The sequence below is a fragment of the Flavobacteriales bacterium genome, assembly GCA_016124845.1.
Lineage (GTDB): Bacteria > Bacteroidota > Bacteroidia > UBA10329 > UBA10329 > UBA10329.
Genome location: WGMW01000012.1, coordinates 14940 through 37054, shown reverse-complemented (window position 1 = coordinate 37054; position 22115 = coordinate 14940). Strand labels below are relative to the sequence as shown.

Sequence of the window (22115 nt, the reverse complement as noted above, 5' to 3'; positions counted from 1 at the left end):
AAATCAAACCATTAATTAATCTACACTTGATATGAAAACACGATTTACTTTTCTATCTGTGCTGCTGGCATTGTTGGTCAGTAGTACAGGTGTTTTCGCGCAATGCGAGAATACGTCCATGTACCCGGCCAGTGCGGTTACGGTAGATGGACAGAATGTGACGACCATCAGTGGCTGCAATTATGCAGGTGAATACGGTCAGATCACGGGCGTTTCTGCTGGACGCTCTTACGAGTTTGCCGCAGATAATGCGTCAACCTATGTTACAGTACGCGAAGGATCATCGGGAGGAACGGTTCTCATTAGCGGGGTAACCCCGGTAACTGCCGTTTCCGGTACTGGTGCTGACCTGTACGTACATTGGAACACCGATGCATCTTGCGGTACTGCCAGTAGCTGCTTGACCACCACGGTTCTGGATGTGACTCCTCCGTGCGACAATTCGGGTGCTGATGGTCAATATCCAAGTTCGGCAATCAGTATTGGTTCGGTAGGGGTTCAAACAACAATCGCTACTGATCAATATGCGGGTTCCGAGTATTCGGTCATTACAGGAATGACCTCTGGAAATTACTATGAGGTCACTCATGCCAATGGAGCTTACATTACCGTTCGTGATGGTGCAGTTGATGGAGCCGTTGTCGCTTCCGGTTACAGTCCGTTATATTTCACAGCTGCAAGCGCATCAAATGTCTATATTCATTGGACTGTAGATGACCTATGCGCTACGCTTGGATTAGGTGGTGGCACCTATACAACAACTATTACTGACCTTGGTCTTCCCCCTTGTCAAAACTCATCACAGTATCCGATTTCAGCCGTTACCCCAGACGCAGGTGGAGCGGTCACAACAATTTCTACAAATCAATATTATGGCTCAGAGTATTCTGTAATTACGGGTGTGCTGAATGGTCATGAATATGAATTCACACATTCAAATGGTGCTTATATCACGGTGAGGGTTGGTGCTGTTGATGGTGCACTTCTCGGAAACGGTTACTCCCCCTTGTCCGTTCAGACCACAGGCACTGATGATCTCTATGTACATTGGACGGTAGACGATGCATGTGCTACCGATGCCAGTGGTTCTTATACAACAACTGTTCAGGACATGGGCATCCCTCCATGCAACAACACAACAGCGAGTGGACAATACCCAGTCGGTTCTATAACTCCAGATGCAGGTGGGGCAGTTACCACTATTTCAACGGCACAATATCTGGGTTCAGAATATTCGGTCATTACGGGCATTCAATCAGGATATGATTACATTTTCACACATAGCAATGCTACAACCTTTATCACAGTAAGAGCTGGCGCAGTTGATGGAACGGTTCTCGGATCTGGAGTGTCACCACTTACGGTTACTGCAACATCTACCGATAACCTCTACGTTCATTGGAATGCGGACGAATTCTGTGCCGTTGATGCATCAGGATCTTATACCACTACAGTACAGGCGGTTGCGCCATGCACAGCAGATGCCGGAACGACTACGGCAGATGCAAGTACCGTATGCCTGAGCGGTGGAAGTGCCACCATTTCTGCAACTGCTGATGGAAATCAGGTGATTCCTTCAGGTTATCAGGCTATTGGGGTTCTTGCTGATGCTTCAGGTAACATTCTGGATGGGGGAACCTTATCATACACAGTTTACGCTGCCGGTGACTATTACATTCATATTGGAGTAGTGAACCCTGCTGATCTTACTACATATCAAACAGCCTCAACAGTTGCTGGGCTTTATGCTCTTACAATTGATGGTGGTGGTTCCCTTTGCGGTTCTATTGATCAAACAGGCACAATGATTACTGTTGATGAGCCAGCCATTGCTTCATTTACATCATCACAGGTTATGGGAACGTTACAAGTTGATTTCACAAATGCAAGCACAGGTACGGCCCCATTGACCTACGCATGGGATTTTGGAGATTCTAATGGCACATCAACAGACACAGACCCTTCTTACACTTATGGTGCGGATGGTTCGTTTGATGTGATGCTGACCGCCACCAATTCATGCGGTTCAGATGATACAACGATAACGGTTTCCGTATTGCCGGTTCCTACGCCATGTACTTCATCTGCCAATACTTGGGTCGATTTGAACACGGCTGGAGGAGCACCATGCTTCGATGGGTCGCAGTGTATTGTAACGGATCCTGGCTACTCGGGTATCGGTGTCTTTGGCTCTGAAACGTATTTACTGTCCAATGTACAGGCCGGATACGATTACGTGTTTGACATGTGTTCTGGCTTCGGTGCCGGTGCATGGATTCCAGAAATAACGATCGTGGCTGCTGACGGAACCACTATTGATGCTTGGAACGGTGGATATGCTACAGGTTCTTCGCTTACGTTCAACGATCAGTGTTCGTTGGAATGGACGGCTTCTCAAAGTGGTACTTACTACATCGTGATCAACGAGTTGGGAACTGCGGCAGGAGACGCACCATCTCAAACTGATTGTGGCACGTCTTTGCAAGTGGATAACGGAAATCCAACTGTTACTTGTGGTACCAATCCTTACACCTGTCCTCCACCACCAGCAAATGATGAGTGTTCTGGTGCAATTGCGTTGACGGTAAATCAGACCTGCGTAGCTACCGCTGGGGATGTAACATCTGCCACGGAATCCATGACCGGTTGTGCAGGAACTGCAAATGAAGATGTTTGGTACAGTTTCCAAGCTACTGGGCCTGAGGCTACGGTAGAGGTGACTGGAGCTACTGGCTTCGATGCTGTACTTGAAATATTCTCAGGTTCATGTGGCTCGCTTACAAGCATGCAGTGCGTTGACAATACTGGAGATGCTGGAACAGAGTCTTACGATCTTACAGGTCTGACCACTGGAATGACCTACTATGTTCGTACGTACGAGTATTATTCAGGCACACCAGCTGCCACCGGATTCGATATCTGCGTACACGCAATGACCATCGGTATTGAAAATGCGTTGGAAAACGGTCTTTCCGTTTATCCGAACCCATCAAATGGTCAGTTCATCGTAGAGGTTAGCGGTATTGAAGCGGATGCTCAGATCATTGTGAACGATCTTGCTGGACGTCAGGTTTACAGCGAAGGCGTGGTAATGAACAAGGCTTTCCGTAAGGAAATGAACTTGGATGTTGCCAGCGGTACGTATCTGCTTCAGATCGTCACGGTAGATGGTACGGTCACTCGAAAAATTCAGGTGAACTAACTTGAAGTTGTATTTGAAGAGAAGGGTCCCGGCAATTGTCGGGACTCTTTTTTTATGTCTATTTTTAAACGCTATTTAACGAGAACAGAATGAAACAGATCACTTTAGTATTGGCATTGGCGATGGCTGTGTTCGCTTCAACAGAAGCTGTTGGGCAGAATAAGGCAGCCTCTCAAACAAAAGTGGAGTCAACAAGAACTCCGGAGAATGTGAAAAAAGAGGCAGATGCTCTGAAGGCTCGAATCGATCAATATGTGGAGAAGATCGAAGCGAACAAGAACAATCCGAAGGTGGATTATTCTGCTGAGCAGGAACGCATCAAGGAAATGAAAGCCCATTACGAAGCCGTAAAGTCTGAGTGGGAAAAACTTACCGGCCAGAAATGGAAGGAAGAAAAAGAATGACATGAAGAAGTAATCTCTTCAGGTAAACAATAAAAAAGGAGCCGAACGGCTCCTTTTTTATGCTTCAACAGTTGGGCGTTCCACCCAGTCACCGTGTTCTTTTATCAGATTCTCCAAGGCCTCCAAAGCCTCTTCCGAAGGAATGTTCCTTCGAACTACTTCTTGCCCTTTGTACAGCGTGATCTTGCCTTTTCCAGTTCCAACATAACCATAATCAGCATCTGCCATTTCTCCCGGGCCGTTTACAATACAACCCATGATGCCGATCTTAACTCCTTTGAGGTGGTCGGTTCGGTTGCGGATCTTGGCGGTTGTTTCCTGAAGGTCGAAAAGCGTTCTGCCGCAGCTTGGACATGAAATGTATTCCGTTTTTGAGGTGCGCGCCCTTGCTGCCTGAAGAATGCCAAAGGAAGTTGAGTTCAATGTTCTGTTCGGAATCAGACCGTTGGTGATCCAGCAGCCGTCTCCCAACCCATCTATCAACAACCCGCCAAGATCGGTTGCAGCGTAAAGCTGGAAGGCATTCTCATCCACCGAATAATCGGTTTTTACGATCACGGGCGTTTCAATTCCATGTTCCATGAGTTTGGCAATTCCTCTTCGAAGTTCCTGCATCGGGTTGCTCTGAGAGCTGGTAAGGACCAATACAGCAGTGGAATCGCCTTTCAGTTTTGATAGGAACTCATCATCCAGATCCGACAGTTGCACGCTGATAAAATTCAGCACATCCGAATGCTCGTTAGCATCTAAATAAACTTGGCTTTCAAAAAGCGGATAATGACGCTCCTTGTTTGCATTCCAATGATCTGCATGTTGGATGATTCCTAAAGTTCCTGGAATCTCGAACGCAAGTTTCTTGTTCCCAATGAAAAGAAAATCGCACGCAAGGTCGCTCAGATTCCACTTATCCGATTCTACCGAATAATGGTAGCCGAACGCAAAAAGATTGGCTGGCAGGATCTCTTCTTTGGCTGAAAGGTCCGCGATCACTCTCGGGACGTTTTCCCCGCCAATGTTCAACACGTTGGAGTTAGCACGCTTTGCGTGTTGAAATGGATCGATCGGGTACTCCGAATACGGTTCTATTTCGGAAGTTGATACACGTTTTTCGTAACGCGCCACCAATTGCTGCGCAACAGGAATTTCAAATTCAGGGTCTTCGGTGAGTGATACTCTGATCGTATCGCCCAATCCATCTTCAAGCAAGGTTCCGATTCCTACAGCCGATTTGATGCGACCATCTTCACCCTCGCCAGCCTCGGTCACGCCCAAATGCAATGGGTAATCCATGCCATTTTCCATCATGGTTGCCACCAGCAAACGGTAGGCCTGCACCATCACCTGCGTGTTGCTTGCCTTCATGGAAAGCACAATATTGTGGAAATCGAATTCGCGGCAGATGCGAAGGAATTCCATGGCCGATTCCACCATTCCGAGAGGCGTATCGCCATAACGGCTGAGGATCCGATCGGAAAGAGAACCATGGTTGGTTCCGATCCGCATGGCCGTTCCGTGCTTCTTGCAGAGTTCCACCAACGGAATGAACCGTTCGCGGATTCGATTCAGTTCAGCTTGGTACGATTTATCTGTGTATTCGATCGTCTCAAACTTCTTCTTGTCCGCGTAATTCCCTGGATTGACACGAACCTTTTCTACGATCGTTGCAGCGATCTCAGCCGCGTTCGGAGTAAAGTGAATATCTGCACAGATGGGTGTGTCGTAACCTCGCTTTCTGAGCTCTGCTTTGATGTTTGCCAGATTCTCCGCCTCTTTCAGGCTCGGAGCCGTGATTCGAACCAGTTCGCAACCAGCCTCGATCATACGGATGCTCTGGGCAACAGTCGCTTCCGTATCCATCGTGTCAGTTGTCGTCATCGACTGAACACGTATCGGGTTATCGCCACCGATTCCAAGGTTTCCGACCATCACTTCCCGCGTGCGGAAACGACTATAACTCGTTAGACTGTTGCAGTATTTCTGAGAGGCCATGGCCAGAATTTGCTGCAAAGTTAACCGATTGAACTGGGCTGGTGGCGAAGTTTCGGAATGATCAATGAGCGACCAAAAGGCGTTGGGTCAGAACGCCACCATCGTTGAGTTGTGCGTTCAGCAAGTAAACTCCGTTCGGGAGAGATGAGATGTCAAGGCGCGTTTGCCGCCCTGATCTTAGGACGCACTTCCCAAGCGCATCGAACATGGAAATTGATTGGATTTTGTTCAATGTCTCATTCTCAAATTGGACAACGGAGGTTGCTGGATTCGGATAAAAGAAGCGAAGCAGATGTTTCGAGTTCTCCTCAATTCCATTCGGTTCAATCAGCGTGATAACGGTCTCATACGGGTTTGTAACCACTTGCGGAGGGTCGGTTCCATTTCCAATGCGTGGCCAAACCACCACCACATTGTCTCCGATGCTGAGGTTATTATCTGTTGAGAACCGGTGCGTGACCTGCAATTGATTCGGGTTGTTCGGGCTCAGAAATCCTTGGCTGATGGTGGAATCGGCATGATAGAAGTTCCCACCGTATTCGAATTCAACGTAAATGGTTCCTTGGTAGAAAAGTGGGGTGCCGCTCATCGACACCATCATGTAAAAGGTCACCGTAGTTCCGTCTTCGATGGAATCGGGCAGAGCAACAATGCTGTCAATTTCAAGCACATACGTGGTCTGCGCCTTTATGGCTGTGGTCGAAAGGCCAATCCCCAGACAGATCACCAGCATTCTCAGAATATGCTTCATCTCCAACATCATTTACCCAAATGTAATTTGTTGTTTGTACAAATGCTTTTATAATTTCAATTTTTCTTACGCGCTCAAATGGATGTTCTCAATCAAATGATCCTTGGTCTCAGTAAAGAGGAGATTCGCTATTACAAGATCTATTCTTCTCGAATTTCCAGTAATCAACCACGTAAGGACCTTGATCTTTTCGACATTATACGTAAAGAACGGGAGGACTTTGATGAGGATGCCGCAGCATTGAAGCTTTATCCTGATGGGAATAAAAACGCCTACTACCGTTTGAAGAACAGGTTGAAATCTGAACTCAGCAGGAGCTTGATGGTGCAGCATTTTGATGATGAGGACATGACGCAGGTGATCAATCTCTACAACTTGGCGCGCCACTACATTACTCGGAACAACTATTCGTTGGCGGAGCATTTTCTTTCCAAAGCGGAGAAACGGGCCTTGGCGCTGGAGAACTTGGAAGTGCTCGACCTCATCTACACGGAATTCATCCGATTGTCTCAGGAAATCATCAGCGTGAATCCTGAAACTTACATCTTCAAGCGGCAGGAAAACGAATTGCGGTTAAAATCGCTGCGGCAGATAGATGATATTCTGGCCACGGTGAAATACAAGCTCAAGATCACTCAGAATTTTTCGCCCATCGATAATCCTGTGGTGGACATGCTTCAGGAAACCGTGCAGCGGCTGACCGACAGTACCGAATTGAAAGGAAGTTCGGCTCTTCGGTTCAAGATCTATCAGGCGGTAAGCCAGATTCTGTTGCAGCAGCACGATTACGCCAACTTGGAGGATTATCTGCGTGTGACCTATTCAGAGTTTGAACGCGAGAAGCTTTTCACCAAGGCAAATCATCAGACTAAATTGCAGATGCTCACCTACATGGTGAATGCGCTGTTCAAGAACAATAAGACCACCGAGTCGTTGGAGTGGGCCGAGAAGTTGAAGGAGGCAATGGAACAGTACGATCGCCTGCATTACGACCGTTTCCTATTCTTCTACTACAATTCATTGGTCATCAATTATTCCAAGGTGGATATGGAGAAGGCTGTTTCCATTCTTCTTGAGCTGGAACACAACGAAAAGCTAAAGAAGACACCATTCTATATTGTTTTTGTTTATCTGAATCTGTCCATTTTCTATTTCGATCTGGGCAATTATCGAGAATCAATAAAGAGATTGAATCAACTCTATCACCACGAGAAATTTGAGAATACTGCCGAACCGCTCAAGTTCCGAATTGCCATTCTCGAAATTCTCATTCGGCTGGAATTGGGAGATACCGATTTCTTGGAATACCGCATGAAGCAGATCCGAAAGGACTTTCAGAATTTGTTGGAGAACGAGGAGAATATTCGCGAGGCCATGTTGCTCGATCTTATCTCAGACATGTTCCTGAAAGGCCGGTCATTGCGCAGCGAGGCAATGAAAGATCGAATCACACAGTTTACGAAAACTGCCACACCGCGAAGTGGCGATGCCGAACTGGTGAATTACAACGGTTGGTTGGAGCAGAAGTTGACCCCCTAAATCCCCCGAAGGGGGACTTCCTTCCCAGAGAAACATTGTCTGAGACTTAGCGTGTCGAGCGAGTAAATATTACCCTTGAAGTCGTGTTCTATTTCCCCCTTTGGGGGAGTTGGATGGAGCGTTAGAGCTCAAAGCTCTCCATGAACTTCGTGGTGTAATTCCCCTTGATGAAATTCTCATCATCCATCAATTTGCGATGGAACGGAATGGTGGTTTTTATGCCTTCGATCACGTATTCATCCAACGCTCTACGCATTTTGGCAATGGCCTCCTCACGCGTTTGCGCCACCGTGATCAGCTTGGCGATCATCGAGTCATAGTTCGGTGGAATGGTGTAGCCTGCATAGATGTGCGAATCGATACGGATTCCGTGGCCGCCTGGCGTGTTCAGGTTTTCAATCCTTCCAGGACTTGGTCGGAAACCCGCGTGCGGGTCTTCGGCATTGATACGACATTCGATTGCATGCATCTGTGGGAAGTAGTTCTTACCTGAAATAGGAATTCCCGCAGCCACTTTTATCTGCTCGCAGATAAGATCGTAGTTGATGACTTCTTCTGTGATCGGATGCTCCACCTGAATCCGCGTATTCATTTCCATGAAGTAGAAATCACGGTTCTTGTCAACCAAGAATTCGACTGTTCCAACGCCTTCGTAATTCACAGCAGACGCAGCTTTGATGGCAGCTTCGCCCATGCGGTCGCGAAGTTCATCCGTCATAAATGGCGAAGGTGTTTCCTCCATCAATTTCTGATGTCTTCGCTGAATGGAGCAGTCGCGCTCAGAAAGGTGACAGAAATTGCCGTGCTGATCGCCAACTATCTGAATCTCAATGTGTCGTGGGTCCTCGATGAATTTTTCCATGTACATGCCATCGTTGCCGAAGGCTGCTTTGGCTTCCTGACGGGCAGAATCCCACGCGTCTTCCAGTTCATCCTCATTCCAGATGACGCGCATTCCTTTACCACCGCCACCGGCCGTGGCTTTCATCATCACAGGATACTTGATCTTCTTGGCCACTTTCTTGGCCATGGCAAGATCTTCCAACAATCCTTCAGAACCCGGAATACACGGAACGCCTGCCTTGATCATGGTCGTTTTGGCCGAAGCCTTATCGCCCATGGAGTCGATCATTTCCGGTGAAGCACCGATGAATTTGATGCCGTGTTCCTGACAGATCTTGGAGAACGTAGCATTCTCAGAAAGGAATCCATAACCAGGGTGAATCGCATCTGCATTCGTGATCTCGGCAGCAGAAATAATGCTTGGAATGTTCAGGTAGCTTTTCGGGCTTGGTGCCGGACCGATACAGACAGCCTCATCCGCAAAGCGAACATGTAGGCTGTCCTTGTCGGCAGTTGAGTAAACCGCCACGGTTTGGATGTTCATTTCCTTGCACGTACGGATGACGCGCAAAGCAATCTCGCCTCGGTTGGCTATCAGAATTTTTTTGAACACAACAAAAGGGTTGAGTTAAACTTAGTGCGGTTCGATGAGGAACAACGGCTGATCGTATTCAACTGGACTTGAATCGTCCGCCAACACCTTCACGATCTTACCGCTTACCTCAGCCTCGATCTCATTAAAGAGCTTCATGGCTTCGATGATGCAGATCACATCTCCTTTCTTCACCTCATCACCAACACCCACAAAAGGTGGTTTTTCGGGCGATGGCGAACGGTAGAACGTACCGATCATCGGTGATTTCACCTCTTGGTAATTGCCGTTGTCCTTTGGTTCTTCGGCCTTGGCTGGAGCAGCTTCTGCCGCAGGCTGCGCTACCGCTTGAACCACAGGTTGCGCCTGTACTGCTGGTTGAGCAACGGCCTGTACCAATTGAACTTCAGGTTGTCCGTTTCCGCCTCGTTTATAAGGTGGAGTTTTGATGCTGATCTTGAATCCTTTTGATTCAATTTCCACTTCGCTGACCCCTGATTTGGCAACGAATTTTATAAGCTCTTGGATCTCTTTGATCTCCATAATTTCCCTTCGATTTGGTGGTTAAAGGTATAAAAATCTATATCCGTCAATTGTTGGATGGACTACCATTATAGGCCCATTTCAGGTAGAGTGCGCCCCACGTGAAACCGCCTCCGAATGCACTCAGAATGAGGTTGTCTCCTTTCTTCAGTTTCGATTCCCATTCGTGCAGACACAGCGGAATGGTTCCGTTGGTCGTGTTACCGTAACGCATAATGTTCAGCATCACTTTTTCCTCATCCAAACCCAAGCGAGAGGCCGTTGCATCGATGATGCGTTTGTTGGCCTGATGAGGAACCAGGTAAGCAATGTCCTCAGCCGTAAGGTGATTGCGCTGCATGATCTCTTCGGAGACATCAGCCATTTTGGTTACTGCGAATTTGAACACGGCAGCACCTTCCTGATAGACGTAATGCTCGCGTGCATCAACCGTTTCATGCGAAGCGGGTCGCATTGAACCGCCTGCTTTTTGGTGCAAATGGACCACGCCAGAACCATCAACATGAAGTTCATGGTCAATGAGACCATTTCCTTCCGTGTTCGGTTCCATGAGAACTGCGCCTGCCGCATCTCCGAAAATGATACATGTTTGGCGGTCGGTGTAATCGATAATGGACGACATCTTATCTGCTCCGATCACGATTACTTTCTTATACCGGCCACTTTCAATGAACATGGAAGCCGTGGTAAGCGCATAAATGAATCCTGAACAGGCCGCATTCAGGTCATAGCTGAAGGCATTGGTCATTCCACATTTATCCGAAATGATGTTGGCTGTGGCCGGAAATTGCATGTCTGGCGTTACCGTGGCGCAAATGACCAGATCGATGTCAGCTGGGTCAGTATTCGTTTTTTCCAGCAGACCTTTAACTGCTGGAATGGCCATTTGAGATGTTCCTTGGTCTTTTCCTTTCAGGATGCGTCTTTCCTGAATTCCCGTTCTGGTCTGGATCCACTCATCGTTGGTATCCACCATTTTTTCCAGTTCCGCGTTGGTTAGCCGGTATTCCGGAACCCACGTGTTTATGCCTGTTATGGCTGCTCTGGTTTTCGTCATTCCAATGGTTTTTCCCTCCCCTCAGAGGCGGCCAATAAACCGCCTCAAAACAAAAATTGCGGCTAAGTTAGCCGCAATCCTATCATTCACAAATCCGTGTTTAGCGGATGTGTCATTCCTTTTCCATTACCACTTTACCCTTGTAGTAAAGCTTTCCTTCGTACCAATGGGCACGGTGATAGATGTGAGGTTCGCCAGTTGTAGGGCATACCGCAATTGTCGGAGCCTCAGTCTTGTAATGCGTACGCCTTTTGTCTCTACGCTGCTTGGATATTTTTCGTTTAGGATGCGCCATGGTGCTCTACTTAAATCGTATTAGTCTTTCAGTTGATCTTTGATCTCATTCAATTTCGCCCACAAGGGGTTGTTTTTCTCTTGTTCCGAACGGGAAGCATCCAACTTCGCCAATACATCCTGATCACAAATGGTCAGGTCATCGGCCTCCTCACATGGCACTTTCCGCAACGGGATGTTCAGCCCGATAAACTCGTAGATCAATTGCGTAACGTCCAGTTCAAAATCACCGCGTGGAATCATCAGAAGATTGTCATCCAGCTCTTCGTAATCATCACCGAACTTCACAAAGACCGTGTGTTCACCCTCCGAGTGTTGTTGATATTCCACCGAGCAGCGGTCGCAATTTTCAGCAACCCAACCGTTCAATTGGAAGTTCAGAACGAGCATGGAAGATTTCTTTTCCAGTTCGATCTTTACATCAACAGCCCCTTTTCTAATAGGAGAGTAATCGAGTTTTTCAAAGAACGAGTCGTCAACTACGAAATCGAAGTCGTGTTTTCCAAGCTTAAGGCCCGAAAACTGAACCGCGAATGCACTTGACTTTCCCATGTTTCAGAACGAGGGCTGCAAAGGTAAATAATTATTCGATGCTGCAATACCTCGTTTTAATCGGGTGTTGGACTGCTTGTCAACGTTGTCGTGTACTCGGTCTTTAAACCTTCAATGTATATTTGTAGTAATAGTTTGCTATGAGTTCAGTTCCAAACAATATCAATCTGAATAACCATCAGCTTGAAATACTCAAGTTGTTCTCGCGCGAGATGGACGAGAAGGATTTCATTGCCATCAAGCGGCTCATTGTGGCTTACTTGGGAAGTAAGGTCACCGACATGGCAGATAAGGTTTGGGAAAAGGACAACTGGTCTGATGATAGGGTTGAAGAGCTCTTGAACAGCTACGAAAGAAGCTCAAAAAAGAAGAAATGACGCAAGATGAAAGTGGTCTTAGATACCAATGTTCTGCTTGTATCGTTTTCCACAAGATCTAAGTACCGACCAATATTCGATAGTTTTCTGAAGGAGGAGATCATACTGTGTGTTTCTACAGATATTCTTCTGGAGTATGAGGAAGTAATTGGTAGACACATGGGGCGGAAGTTGGCAACCGATGTCATGCTGCTGATCGAGAATGCTCTAAATGTGGAATGGATAACCAACTACTACAAATGGGACTTGATCGATGCCGATCCTGACGACAATAAGTTTGTTGATTGTGCCATTGCGTGCAACGCGAAGTGCCTTGTAAGCAACGATAGGCATTTTGCGAGTCTCAAGGAACTTGACTTTCCGAAGGTTGAGGTGGTTGCTGCGGATCAATTTTTGGAATTGCTCGCAGATTAGGGTCAGCTTTCCTTTTGCTTCGATTATTCCCGAGGCTTTTTCCCGCCTCTTTTACCTTCAGAACGGCCTCTTGCACCACTTTCTAAGCGATGCTCTGTCTGAGGTTGAAGCACATTTTCGGTGTATTCTGCGTAGCGTTCGCGTTCGCGGAAAAGGTCGATTCCAAGAAAAATGGCGTCTCGGAACGACTGCTCACTTGCAATGCCTTTTCCGGCAATATCGAAACCCGTTCCGTGATCGGGTGAAACGCGCACCGCAGGCAGACCAGCGGTGTAGTTCACACCTTGATCGAAATTCAATGTTTTGAACGGAATAAGGCCTTGGTCGTGGTACATGGCGAGCACCACATCAAACTGGTTGTAGGCGCCAGAACCGAAAAAGCCATCGGCCGCAAACGGTCCGAAAACCAGAATTCCGTCTTCCTTCGCCTTCTTAATGGCAGGAGCGATTATCTGTTGTTCTTCGGTTCCAAGAATTCCGCCATCGCCATTGTGCGGATTCAATCCCAAAACGGCAATTTTCGGTTTACGGATTCCGAAATCCTGTGGCATGGTTCTGTCCAAAAAACGAATCTTCTTGATAATACTTTCGAACGAAAGCTGTTTGCCAACTTCCGAAAGCGGTAAATGCCCCGTCATAAAGGTCACTTTCAGATTTTCGCTCACCATCAGCATGGCAAATTCTTCCGCTCCGAATTCGTTTGCCAAGTATTCTGTGTGTCCAGGAAATTTGAATTCCTCGGATTGAATGTTCTGTTTATCGATCGGTGCCGTAACCAACACATCGATCTTACCCGCTTTCAGATCGGCCGTGGCGGCCTGTAGCGATTTCAATGCGTATTCGCCACTTGCTTTTGTAGGTGTTCCGAGGTTGAGTTCCACATCCTCGTTCCAAACATTCAGAACGTTGGCGCGCTTTGGGTTCGCATCTTCTACGTTTCGGATTTCCTCAAAGCTGAAATCCTTCACATCCAACTCCTTTCGGTATGCCGAAGAAACCTTTTTGGAAGCATATAGGATAGGTGTGCACAGTTCGAAAAGGCGGTTGTCCAAACAGGTTTTGATCACCACTTCCAACCCGATTCCGTTCAGATCGCCACATGAAATTCCAACCCGTATCCTGTCCTGTTCTCTGCTCATCGCAATGCTTGTTTCCGAACCCAGTTCGATGCGAAGGGAAAGCCCCTTTCAATTCGTAAATTCGTGGCCGCTAAAGTACCAACTTTAACACAGGTATTATCGTCTTGTTCGCACCGAACACTATCGGATAAATCGGTGTTTAACGAGTAGCAAAATGGATTGCACTACCCTTTTAGATAAAGCCCTACGGGCTGAATTCCTTTCGGCAGAAGAAGGTCAGTTCCTGTTTGAAAATGCCGGTCTGGCCGACCTAATGTTCGTTGGCAATGAGCTCCGCAAAACCAAGCGGAACGATGGTAAAGTAACGTGGATCATCGATCGCAATATGAACACGACCAACGTGTGTATTGCCAATTGCAAGTTCTGCAACTTTTACCGAATTCCTGGTCATGCAGAGAGCTACGTAACGGACATCGAAACCTACAAGCGAAAAATTGAGGAGACGTTCCGTTATGGAGGAGAGCAGCTTCTGCTCCAAGGCGGACATCACCCAGAATTGGGATTGAAATTCTATGCGGATCTGTTCCGTGAGTTGAAATCGCTCTATCCGAATTTGAAGTTGCATGCGCTCGGTCCGCCAGAGATCGCACACATTTCCAAATTGGAAGGAATGACCCATACGGAAGTTCTAACTGAGTTGAAAGCCGCTGGTCTGGACAGCCTTCCAGGCGCAGGTGCTGAGATTCTGAACGACCGTGTCCGCAGACTCATCTCCAAAGGAAAATGTACGGGAAGAGAGTGGTTGGATGTAGCGCGTGCTTCGCATCAGCTGAATATTACAGGTTCTGCAACCATGATGTTCGGACACATTGAAACATTGGAAGAGCGTTTTGAACATTTGGTGTGGTTACGCGAGGTGCAATCCGAAAAACCAGCTGATGCTAAAGGGTTCATTGCATTCATTCCTTGGCCGTTTCAAGATGACGGAACGCTGCTTCGGAGAGTAAAAGGAATCCGTAATTCATGTACTGCCGATGAATACATCCGCATGATCGCTATTTCGCGCATCATGCTTCCGAACATCGACAACATTCAGGCTTCCTGGCTAACTGTCGGAAAGCAAACAGCACAAATGTGTCTGCATGCAGGAGCCAACGATTTTGGATCCATTATGATCGAGGAGAATGTGGTTTCGGCCGCTGGCGCTCCGCATCGCTTTACAGCAGATGCCATTCAGGAGGCTATCCGCGAAGCAGGTTTTGAACCGCAGTTACGCAACCAACAATACGAGTATCGCGTCTTGCCAGAGAAAATGGAGCAACAAGTGATCGACTACTGACAACAATAAACAGCTACCTTTATTAGTTCTGAACTGATCGGAAACATTCCATGAAAAAACTTCTCTCCATCCTGCTGTTGGGTCTTGTGTCGTTCGCGGCCAAGGCTACGCACAATCGTGCGGGAGAGATTCAGATAGAGTACCTCGGTAATAATAAAATCCGTGCTACGGTCACCACTTACACGGTTCCTGACAGCCCTGCTGACAGGCCATTCTTAGAGGTGAATTGGGGAGATGGGAATATCGATACAGTTTACCGCTCCAATGGAAACGGGGATGGTGTGGTCATCCAACCGGGAGTGAAAAAGAACATCTACAGCTCCACGCATACTTACGCAAGTGGTCCTCAGAGCGGCTACACGGTGAGTATGGAAGACCCGAACAGAAATGCTGGAATCTTGAACATTCCGAACTCGGTGAATGTGCCATTCTTCATTAAAACACATGTGGTGTTCGGGGGTTTTTTGGGGGAAAATAGTACGCCCTTTCTGCTGAACCCACCTATCGACCGCGCCTGCGTGAATAGGGTTTACGAGCACAATCCTGGAGCTTATGATCCTGATGGAGATAGTTTGAGTTATGAATTGGTGGTCTGTGCCGGTGAGTTCGGTGATCCGATCGTTGGTTACACGTTTCCTCCGGGAGTTTCTATCGATCCAATAGGCGGAACCTTGACGTGGGCGGTACCTACGGAACAAGGTGAGTTCAACTTCGCCATAAGGATCAATGAGTGGAGGAGACAGGCCGATGGAACCTACTTCCCGATCGGTTATACCATTCGAGACATGCAGGTAACGGTCGTTCCATGCGACAATAATCCTCCGGTGGTTGAGGCCATTGACGAGATCTGTGTGGAGGCGGGAGATACGCTCGAATTTCTTGTGAAAGGGTGGGATCCTGACGGAGATCCGGTAACGCTTACCGGAACTGGAGGTCCGTTGGAGCAAACGGTCAGTCCGGCCACATTCCAACAGCCGGTTTCGGCACAGGATACGGCAAAAAGTACGTTCCGTTGGCGTACCGATTGCGACCACGTGCAGATTCAGCCTTATACCATGTCGTTCCGAGTGGTGGATGATCCACCGGGAAATGACCAGCCTTTGTCTGCTTATCATACTACATACATCACAGTTGTTGGTCCTGCGCCTCAAAATCCTCAGGCCGATCCGCAAGGAAATTCCATTCAGTTGAATTGGGATCAGAGTGTCTGTGGGCAGGTGATCGGTTACAAGATCTATCGAAGGGTTGAGCAGTACGGTTATCAGCACGATACGTGCGAGGTTGGTGTTCCGGGCTATACAGGCTATCATTATATCGGCTCTACAAGCGGACTGACCTCTACATCTTATCTGGATGACAATAACGGGGCTGGTCTGACGATGGGAATTACCTATTGCTATATGGTTGTGGCGTGTTTCCCAGATGGTGCGGAGGGTTACGCTTCCGAGGAATTCTGTACTGAGCTGAGACGGGATCTTCCGATCATTACCAATGTCAGCGTGCGTACCACGGATGTTTCTCAGGGCTCGATGTATGTGGCCTGGAGCAAGCCTACGGAGTTGGACACGGTTCAGATTCCCGGTCCGTACGAGTACCGCGTGTGGCGTTCAGACATTACCGATTCGGTCAATTTCCAAACGGTTGGAACAAACTTCGGACTGAACGACACCATTTTCATCGACACCTTGATGAACACACAGGAACTGGAGTTCTACTACAAGATCGAACTTTACAATGCAGAGTCCGGAAATGAATTCACCGTAGGGAAATCCGACCGTGCATCTTCGGTTTTCATTGTGGCCATTGGCACAGACAATCAAATTCAATTGGTGTGGCACGAAACGGTTCCATGGCTTAATGATACGTTTGAGGTTTACCGTAAACAGCCCGATCTGACGTTCGCATACATTGGCGAAACCACGCAGCACACATATCTCGACACAGGCCTGGCAAATGGAATCGAAAGGTGCTATCGAATCAAGAGTATCGGTCATTATTCGGTAGATGGATTGATCTATCCGATTGAGAACTGGTCGCAGGAAAGTTGTGCCACTCCGATCGATTCCATTCCGCCATGTAAACAGGAGCTGACGGTAAGTTCAGATTGCGATCAGCTCAAGAACAGCCTTACTTGGGAACAATCGCCAAGTTGTGCCAACGATATCGTGGAATATCAGGTGCTTTACACGCCAACCTATGGCGGAAACCTTGAGGTTATCGCCACGCATGAATTCCCTTGGAACGACTTCTCTCACGGACCGCTTGACTACACCATGGCCGGTTGCTATGCCATTGCAGCAATCGATTCGTTCGATAATAAGAGCATTTCCGATACTTTCTGCATCGATGAATGTTCGAAGTATCAATTGCCGAATGTGTTCACTCCTGGAGATGATTCATACAACGATATTTTCGGTCCGTTCCCGTATGCGTTTGTGGAGAGTATCGACCTGAAGATCTACAACCGATGGGGCTTGAAGATCTTTGAAACCACCGACCCGAAGATTCTTTGGGATGGAACAAATAAGACCACAAAGCAGCCTGTGCCAGATGGCGTTTACTATTATATATGTACGGTGAACGAGATCCGATTGCAGGGCGTGGTGCCGCGAGAGATCAACGGCTACATCGAACTGCTGCGGACATCTAACCCAAGTCCCAACTGATGTTTACGGGAATTATTGAAACATTGGGAAGACTGGAAAGGCGAGAGGAAGATGGAACCAACATTCATTTCACTTTGAGCAGTCCGATAACCCACGAACTGAAGATCGATCAGAGTGTGGCGCACAATGGCGTATGTCTCACTGTTGTCGAATTGGCCGGAAGTGATTCCTACGTGGTAACGGCCATCGATGAGACGCTGAAACGGACCAATCTCGGAGCGTTGGAAATCGGTAGCGAGGTCAATCTGGAACGTTGCATGTCTGCCAATGGTCGGTTTGATGGACACATCGTTCAAGGTCATGTAGACCAGTTGGGCGAAGTTGTCTCGATTGCCGAACAGGATGGAAGTCACGTGTTTACATTTCGTCACGAGAAGGGAGAAAACTTCACCGTTGATAAAGGCTCCATCACCATAAATGGCGTTAGCCTTACTGCGTTCGATACCTCCGATACGGGATTTTCTGTGGCCATCATTCCCTACACGTTTGAACACACCAACTTCAGGAACCTGAAAGTAGGCGACAAGGTGAACTTGGAATTCGACATCATCGGCAAGTATGTTGCCCGAATGATGAGCAGAAGCTGATCAGAATATTTTCTCGGCAACGGCCTTTGTGGCCGCAGAAGTTCCCATGGTATAGAAGTGCAGGCACGGAACTCCGGCCTCCATCAATTCCTTGCTTTGCGCAATGCACCATTCGGTACCGACCTGCGCGGCAGATTCATTGTCCTTGCATTTCTCAACCTCATCAAACAGGTCCGCAGGAATATCGATATGAAATAGGCTTGGCAGAATAGTGGCCTGCTTAATGGTGGTCAACGGCTTCAGCCCTGGAATGATCGGAACCGTGATACCGGCAGCACGGCAATCATCCACAAATCGGAAAAAGGCCTTATTGTCGAAGAACATCTGCGTAACGATGTACTCGGCTCCCGCATCCACTTTTTTCTTCAGGTAACGAAGGTCGGTCTGGCGGTTAGGTGCTTTCAGATGTTTTTCAGGATATCCTGCAACACCGATACAGAAATCGGTCTTCTCCACATTCCTCAGGTCCTCGTCCAGATAAATACCGTTGTTCAGGTTCACCACTTGCTCCACCAGCTCGCTTGCGTAAGCGTGTCCCTCTGGTTCGGGAACGAAATTCGGTTCGGTCTTAATGGAATCTCCCTGAAGGGCCAACACGTTATCAATGCCCAGGAAACTCAGGTCGATCAAGGCGTTCTCGGTTTCCTCTTTCGTGAAACCGCCACAGATGATGTGTGGCACTGCATCAATGCCGAATTTGTTCATGATGGCCGCACAGATACCTACCGTACCCGGTCGTTTCTTGATGCTGACCTTCTCCAAAAAGCCACCTTCACGTTTTTTGTAGACATATTCCTCGCGGTGATATGTCACATCAACGAATGAGGGCTTGAAATCCAGCAACGGCTCAATTCCGTTGAAGAGCGAATTGATACTCTTTCCTCTCAAAGGAGGAAGTATCTCAATGGAAAACAGGGTTTTTTCAGCCCTGTTAAGGTGTTCGATGACTTTCATAGCAGGCCGCGAATTTACGACCCATGAATCAATTGAATGTAACCGACCTCAGCTTCGTAGCCGGGACGCGTCAGCACGTAATAGTAAACACCATCGTTTGCGCCAGAGCCATCCCATGGGTGCAAGTGGTAGTCGTCCATATCATAACGCTTACGTCCCCAACGGTCAAAGATCTTCACATTATTTCCAGGATGAAGCTCCAACGCCACAATATTGAAATAGCGGTTGGCCGGAATGGTCGATTCTGGATTGAAAACGTTCGGTAGGTTGAGATTGCAGTCCAATACTTGGTAAACGATCTCTGCCTCACCTGTTCCGCAGAAGTTACTCATGCTTGCAGAAACATGGAAGAGCGTGTCCATCGGATTGAATGCCATTGAATCAGAACCAGCGATCACCAACGTGTCTGCCGTAGAGGAGCTGTAAGGGTTCCATTCGAACGTATCGAAGAAATCCGTGTTGGTCGTATACCAGATAGAAACCTGATCTTCTACACAGATTCTATTGGTATCGAGCATCAGGGTCACAGATGGAGCAGGGGCAAAGTTTACCTCCCATACACGCTGCATCATGCATTCATCATCTGTAAATGTAAATTGATAAGCACCCGGTTTGTCTACAGAAACCGTTGGCGAAGCATCTTGCTCATTTGGTGAGAACGTTGCAGTTCCGCCAGTAGGTCCTGTGTAAGACCAGCTTCCGCCAGAAGTAGTGAAAGAAGCAGAAAGATCGGCCTCATCCTGCAAGCAGACCTCCAGCGGTCCGGTTACCGAAAGCGTGTGTACCGTAATGGAGGCTGCACCGTTGGAAGTACCACAATCGTTAGTGACCGTTACTTGGATCCCTCCGCTTGCGGTCACCGAATCCAATTCAAGCACCTGCCCGGTAAATCCTCCCGGAGACCACAGATAGGTTGCGCCAATGCCTTCATTACCCGCGTCAAAAGTCAGATTCGTTCCCGGACAGATGGTCTGGTCCGTAAGGTTTATGGCTGCAGGTGTAGGATTGAAGTTGATGAACACAGAATCACTCTGTCCGCAGTAATCACTTGTGTAGATGAATTCATATTGACCATAATCAGAGACGCTGACGGTGGGTTGGTAGGCTGTGTTGCTCGGAGTGAAGGTGGCAGTTTCACCACTTGGACCTGAGTAGCTCCATTCCCCAAGAATTGCATAGTCTGCCGCAGAAAGTTGGTGCTGCGTGTCGCAAACCGAAGTGTCGGTGAATGAGGTAAGTGTTGGAACCGTGTTCAGGACAATGGTCGTATCGTAAGAACAGCCGTAATCGTCTGTTACATTAAATGTATAAGACGAATTACCCGGCACAGTTGGTTGAACCATGATGATCGTATCTCCTTGGTTGCTTACAATATTTGGATTGATACTCCACCAACCATCTGTAATGGCGGGTTCATAACTTACAGAGTTCGGGTCGATGCTTGGGTCGAATGTGATTCCCCACTGGCAGATCCAACCATCATCTCCCCCCCAGTTGTCAGCTACCGAAAGGCTCCAGTCACCATTGATCGGACAACCTATCAGGTTATCAAATGACTGCTCTGGAAGATATGTTCCCGCAGTAACTGCCCCGTTTGTCTGATTTGTAGCATATGTGTCCAGAAATGTTCCGTACTCATTTTGGGTGATACTGAAACAATACTCCCAGCATGTACCTTGGTTGGATCCTATACCTGGGATTCCAAGGTTTGTTCCAACAGGTCCGTTCACTGGGAACCCACCAGGTATAAAGCCAGGAGCTCCTGAATTCCCATTATAAGCGTTGAATATGGTAATACTGTCGTGAGCGCCTGGACATGTCAGCCACATTTCAAGATCACCGATCCAGCTATGCTCCATATCAATACAAACACTCACAATGTCTGATCCGGCTGAAATAGTGTCGCCAGGTTCAAAGCCGGTAATGTTGATGGTTGTAGTGTAAATATCTTCGATAGTTCCAGAACCATCGGGTAGTTGCAATGCATCTCCAAAAAGGCCACCATGAAGGAACTGACCTACTGTGGGGGCGACCCCAACCGTATCTGTGGTAGTTACTCCACCAAGTGCGGTGGCTGTTTCTCCCAAACAGATCGTATCTCCATCTACAAATCGCGTTTCTGCAAAACTTGGTATAGTGGAGACCTGTATTTTGGTTCGTGCATTTTCAAAACACCCAAGCGAATCAGTAATAAGCATGTCAACGAAATAACCTGCACGTTGATCTGGGATGAACATGATGCTGTCTCCGGTCATGGTCGGTTCACCGAAGATGTACCACTCAATAGTGCTGTTTTCCAATGTTTGGTTATAGCCGCTCCCACCGTTGGTCGGACTCATCGGAAATCCGGCCTCCGCAAAAAGTATCACTGTATCTCCCAAACAGATGTTGATGGATCCTGAAGAATCATTAGGGACAATGGGTGGAATCGCGGTGAACCACGGCTCGATCGGTTGGCATGGAAAGTTGCAATTGATGACCCCTTGAAATCCCTGACCTGTGGCAGAGCCATCGGTAACAAATTGAAAAGTGATGCAACCGGAAGTGTTGGAAAGCGTTGTGTTTCCTGTTGCTGCTCCGAATGGTGCTGACGTATTATTCAACGTGGCAATCAGAGGTGCATTGATGTCAGAACCATCATACACATACAATGTGTCGCTCGGATCAACGTCAAAATATCCTCCCTCTTCGGCTGAAAAAGAGAAATTGACCGCCATGCCAGTACCTGGGGTTACACAAACCGTAAATGTTTGATCGATATTGTTGCCGTAAGACCCGTTGTAGCCGTCAAGGAAAGTGTTCGATTCACCACAGGGGATTGTGGCACTCCCACCATCGCTGAAAGTGACCGTGATCGGTGATTGGGCAAATGCGGATGCACTCGAAAGAAAAATGAGTGCTGTAAAAAGTATCGGGTAAATTATCTTCTTCAT

General features: G+C 47.7%; 18 protein-coding genes. 8 read left to right on the top strand and 10 right to left on the bottom strand.

Going from position 1 to position 22115, the window contains the following annotated elements:
* The first annotated feature begins 31 nt into the window (after positions 1 to 31).
* Both GC178_06020 and GC178_06015 read left to right on the top strand, forming a co-directional pair.
* Entirely contained in the window at positions 32 to 3202 is a 3171-nt protein-coding gene (locus GC178_06020) for a T9SS type A sorting domain-containing protein (GenBank protein MBI1287120.1), read from the top strand.
* An 89-nt stretch (positions 3203 to 3291) separates the two neighbouring features.
* Entirely contained in the window at positions 3292 to 3606 is a 315-nt protein-coding gene (locus GC178_06015; GenBank protein MBI1287119.1) for a hypothetical protein, read from the top strand.
* A 57-nt stretch (positions 3607 to 3663) separates the two neighbouring features.
* On the opposite strand, the gene ispG is transcribed toward GC178_06015, so the two are convergent.
* Positions 3664 to 5595 carry a (E)-4-hydroxy-3-methylbut-2-enyl-diphosphate synthase gene (gene ispG, locus GC178_06010; GenBank protein MBI1287118.1) on the bottom strand — a complete coding sequence of 644 codons (1932 nt, stop codon included), beginning with the start codon at positions 5593 to 5595 and terminating at the stop codon, positions 3664 to 3666.
* A 61-nt stretch (positions 5596 to 5656) separates the two neighbouring features.
* Complete coding sequence (locus tag GC178_06005; protein ID MBI1287117.1) at positions 5657 to 6358, bottom strand: T9SS type A sorting domain-containing protein; 702 nt, start codon at positions 6356 to 6358, stop codon at positions 5657 to 5659.
* Between the two features lie 66 nt (positions 6359 to 6424).
* Between GC178_06005 and GC178_06000 the strand changes: the two genes are divergently transcribed.
* Positions 6425 to 7885: a hypothetical protein gene (locus tag GC178_06000; protein MBI1287116.1), complete on the top strand. Its 1461-nt coding sequence runs from the start codon at positions 6425 to 6427 to the stop codon at positions 7883 to 7885.
* 121 nt (positions 7886 to 8006) lie between these two features.
* Here the strand turns inward: GC178_06000 and accC are convergent, their stop codons facing one another.
* The 5 genes from accC to GC178_05975 form a co-directional block, all read right to left on the bottom strand.
* Positions 8007 to 9341, bottom strand: a complete 1335-nt coding sequence (accC, locus tag GC178_05995; GenBank protein ID MBI1287115.1) for an acetyl-CoA carboxylase biotin carboxylase subunit — start codon at positions 9339 to 9341, stop codon at positions 8007 to 8009.
* A gap of 21 nt (positions 9342 to 9362) precedes the next feature.
* On the bottom strand, positions 9363 to 9863 hold the full coding sequence (gene accB / locus GC178_05990) for an acetyl-CoA carboxylase biotin carboxyl carrier protein (protein MBI1287114.1): 501 nt from the start codon (positions 9861 to 9863) through the stop codon (positions 9363 to 9365).
* 46 nt (positions 9864 to 9909) lie between these two features.
* On the bottom strand, positions 9910 to 10920 hold the full coding sequence (gene fabH, locus GC178_05985) for a beta-ketoacyl-ACP synthase III (protein ID MBI1287113.1): 1011 nt from the start codon (positions 10918 to 10920) through the stop codon (positions 9910 to 9912).
* Positions 10921 to 11032: 112 nt separating this feature from the next.
* The gene (rpmF, locus tag GC178_05980; GenBank protein MBI1287112.1) at positions 11033 to 11215 is read right to left on the bottom strand and encodes a 50S ribosomal protein L32; all 183 of its coding nucleotides are present in this window, start codon (positions 11213 to 11215) and stop codon (positions 11033 to 11035) included.
* A gap of 20 nt (positions 11216 to 11235) precedes the next feature.
* Entirely contained in the window at positions 11236 to 11766 is a 531-nt protein-coding gene (locus GC178_05975) for a DUF177 domain-containing protein (protein MBI1287111.1), read from the bottom strand.
* Between the two features lie 140 nt (positions 11767 to 11906).
* Here GC178_05975 and GC178_05970 point away from each other — a divergent pair, with 140 nt between their 5' ends.
* Together GC178_05970 and GC178_05965 are read left to right on the top strand one after the other, a co-directional pair.
* Complete coding sequence (locus GC178_05970; protein ID MBI1287110.1) at positions 11907 to 12143, top strand: hypothetical protein; 237 nt, start codon at positions 11907 to 11909, stop codon at positions 12141 to 12143.
* 6 nt (positions 12144 to 12149) lie between these two features.
* On the top strand, positions 12150 to 12557 hold the full coding sequence (locus tag GC178_05965) for a putative toxin-antitoxin system toxin component, PIN family (GenBank protein ID MBI1287109.1): 408 nt from the start codon (positions 12150 to 12152) through the stop codon (positions 12555 to 12557).
* Between the two features lie 23 nt (positions 12558 to 12580).
* On the opposite strand, the gene pdxA is transcribed toward GC178_05965, so the two are convergent.
* Positions 12581 to 13696: a 4-hydroxythreonine-4-phosphate dehydrogenase PdxA gene (pdxA, locus tag GC178_05960; GenBank protein MBI1287108.1), complete on the bottom strand. Its 1116-nt coding sequence runs from the start codon at positions 13694 to 13696 to the stop codon at positions 12581 to 12583.
* 154 nt (positions 13697 to 13850) lie between these two features.
* Here pdxA and GC178_05955 point away from each other — a divergent pair, with 154 nt between their 5' ends.
* The 3 genes from GC178_05955 to GC178_05945 are packed head-to-tail and all read left to right on the top strand — an operon-like array spanning position 13851 to position 18228.
* A complete protein-coding gene (locus GC178_05955; protein ID MBI1287107.1) occupies positions 13851 to 14975 on the top strand; it encodes a CofH family radical SAM protein in 1125 nt (374 codons plus the stop codon).
* Positions 14976 to 15025: 50 nt separating this feature from the next.
* A complete protein-coding gene (locus tag GC178_05950) occupies positions 15026 to 17641 on the top strand; it encodes a T9SS type B sorting domain-containing protein (GenBank protein ID MBI1287106.1) in 2616 nt (871 codons plus the stop codon).
* Positions 17641 to 18228 carry a riboflavin synthase gene (locus GC178_05945; protein MBI1287105.1) on the top strand — a complete coding sequence of 196 codons (588 nt, stop codon included), beginning with the start codon at positions 17641 to 17643 and terminating at the stop codon, positions 18226 to 18228. The genes GC178_05950 and GC178_05945 overlap by 1 nt, the downstream gene beginning before the upstream one ends.
* Here the strand turns inward: GC178_05945 and metF are convergent, their stop codons facing one another.
* Together metF and GC178_05935 are read right to left on the bottom strand one after the other, a co-directional pair.
* Positions 18229 to 19182 (bottom strand): methylenetetrahydrofolate reductase [NAD(P)H], encoded by a 954-nt coding sequence (gene metF, locus GC178_05940; protein ID MBI1287104.1) that lies wholly within the window; start codon positions 19180 to 19182, stop codon positions 18229 to 18231.
* 14 nt (positions 19183 to 19196) lie between these two features.
* On the bottom strand, positions 19197 to 22115 hold the full coding sequence (locus GC178_05935) for a hypothetical protein (GenBank protein MBI1287103.1): 2919 nt from the start codon (positions 22113 to 22115) through the stop codon (positions 19197 to 19199).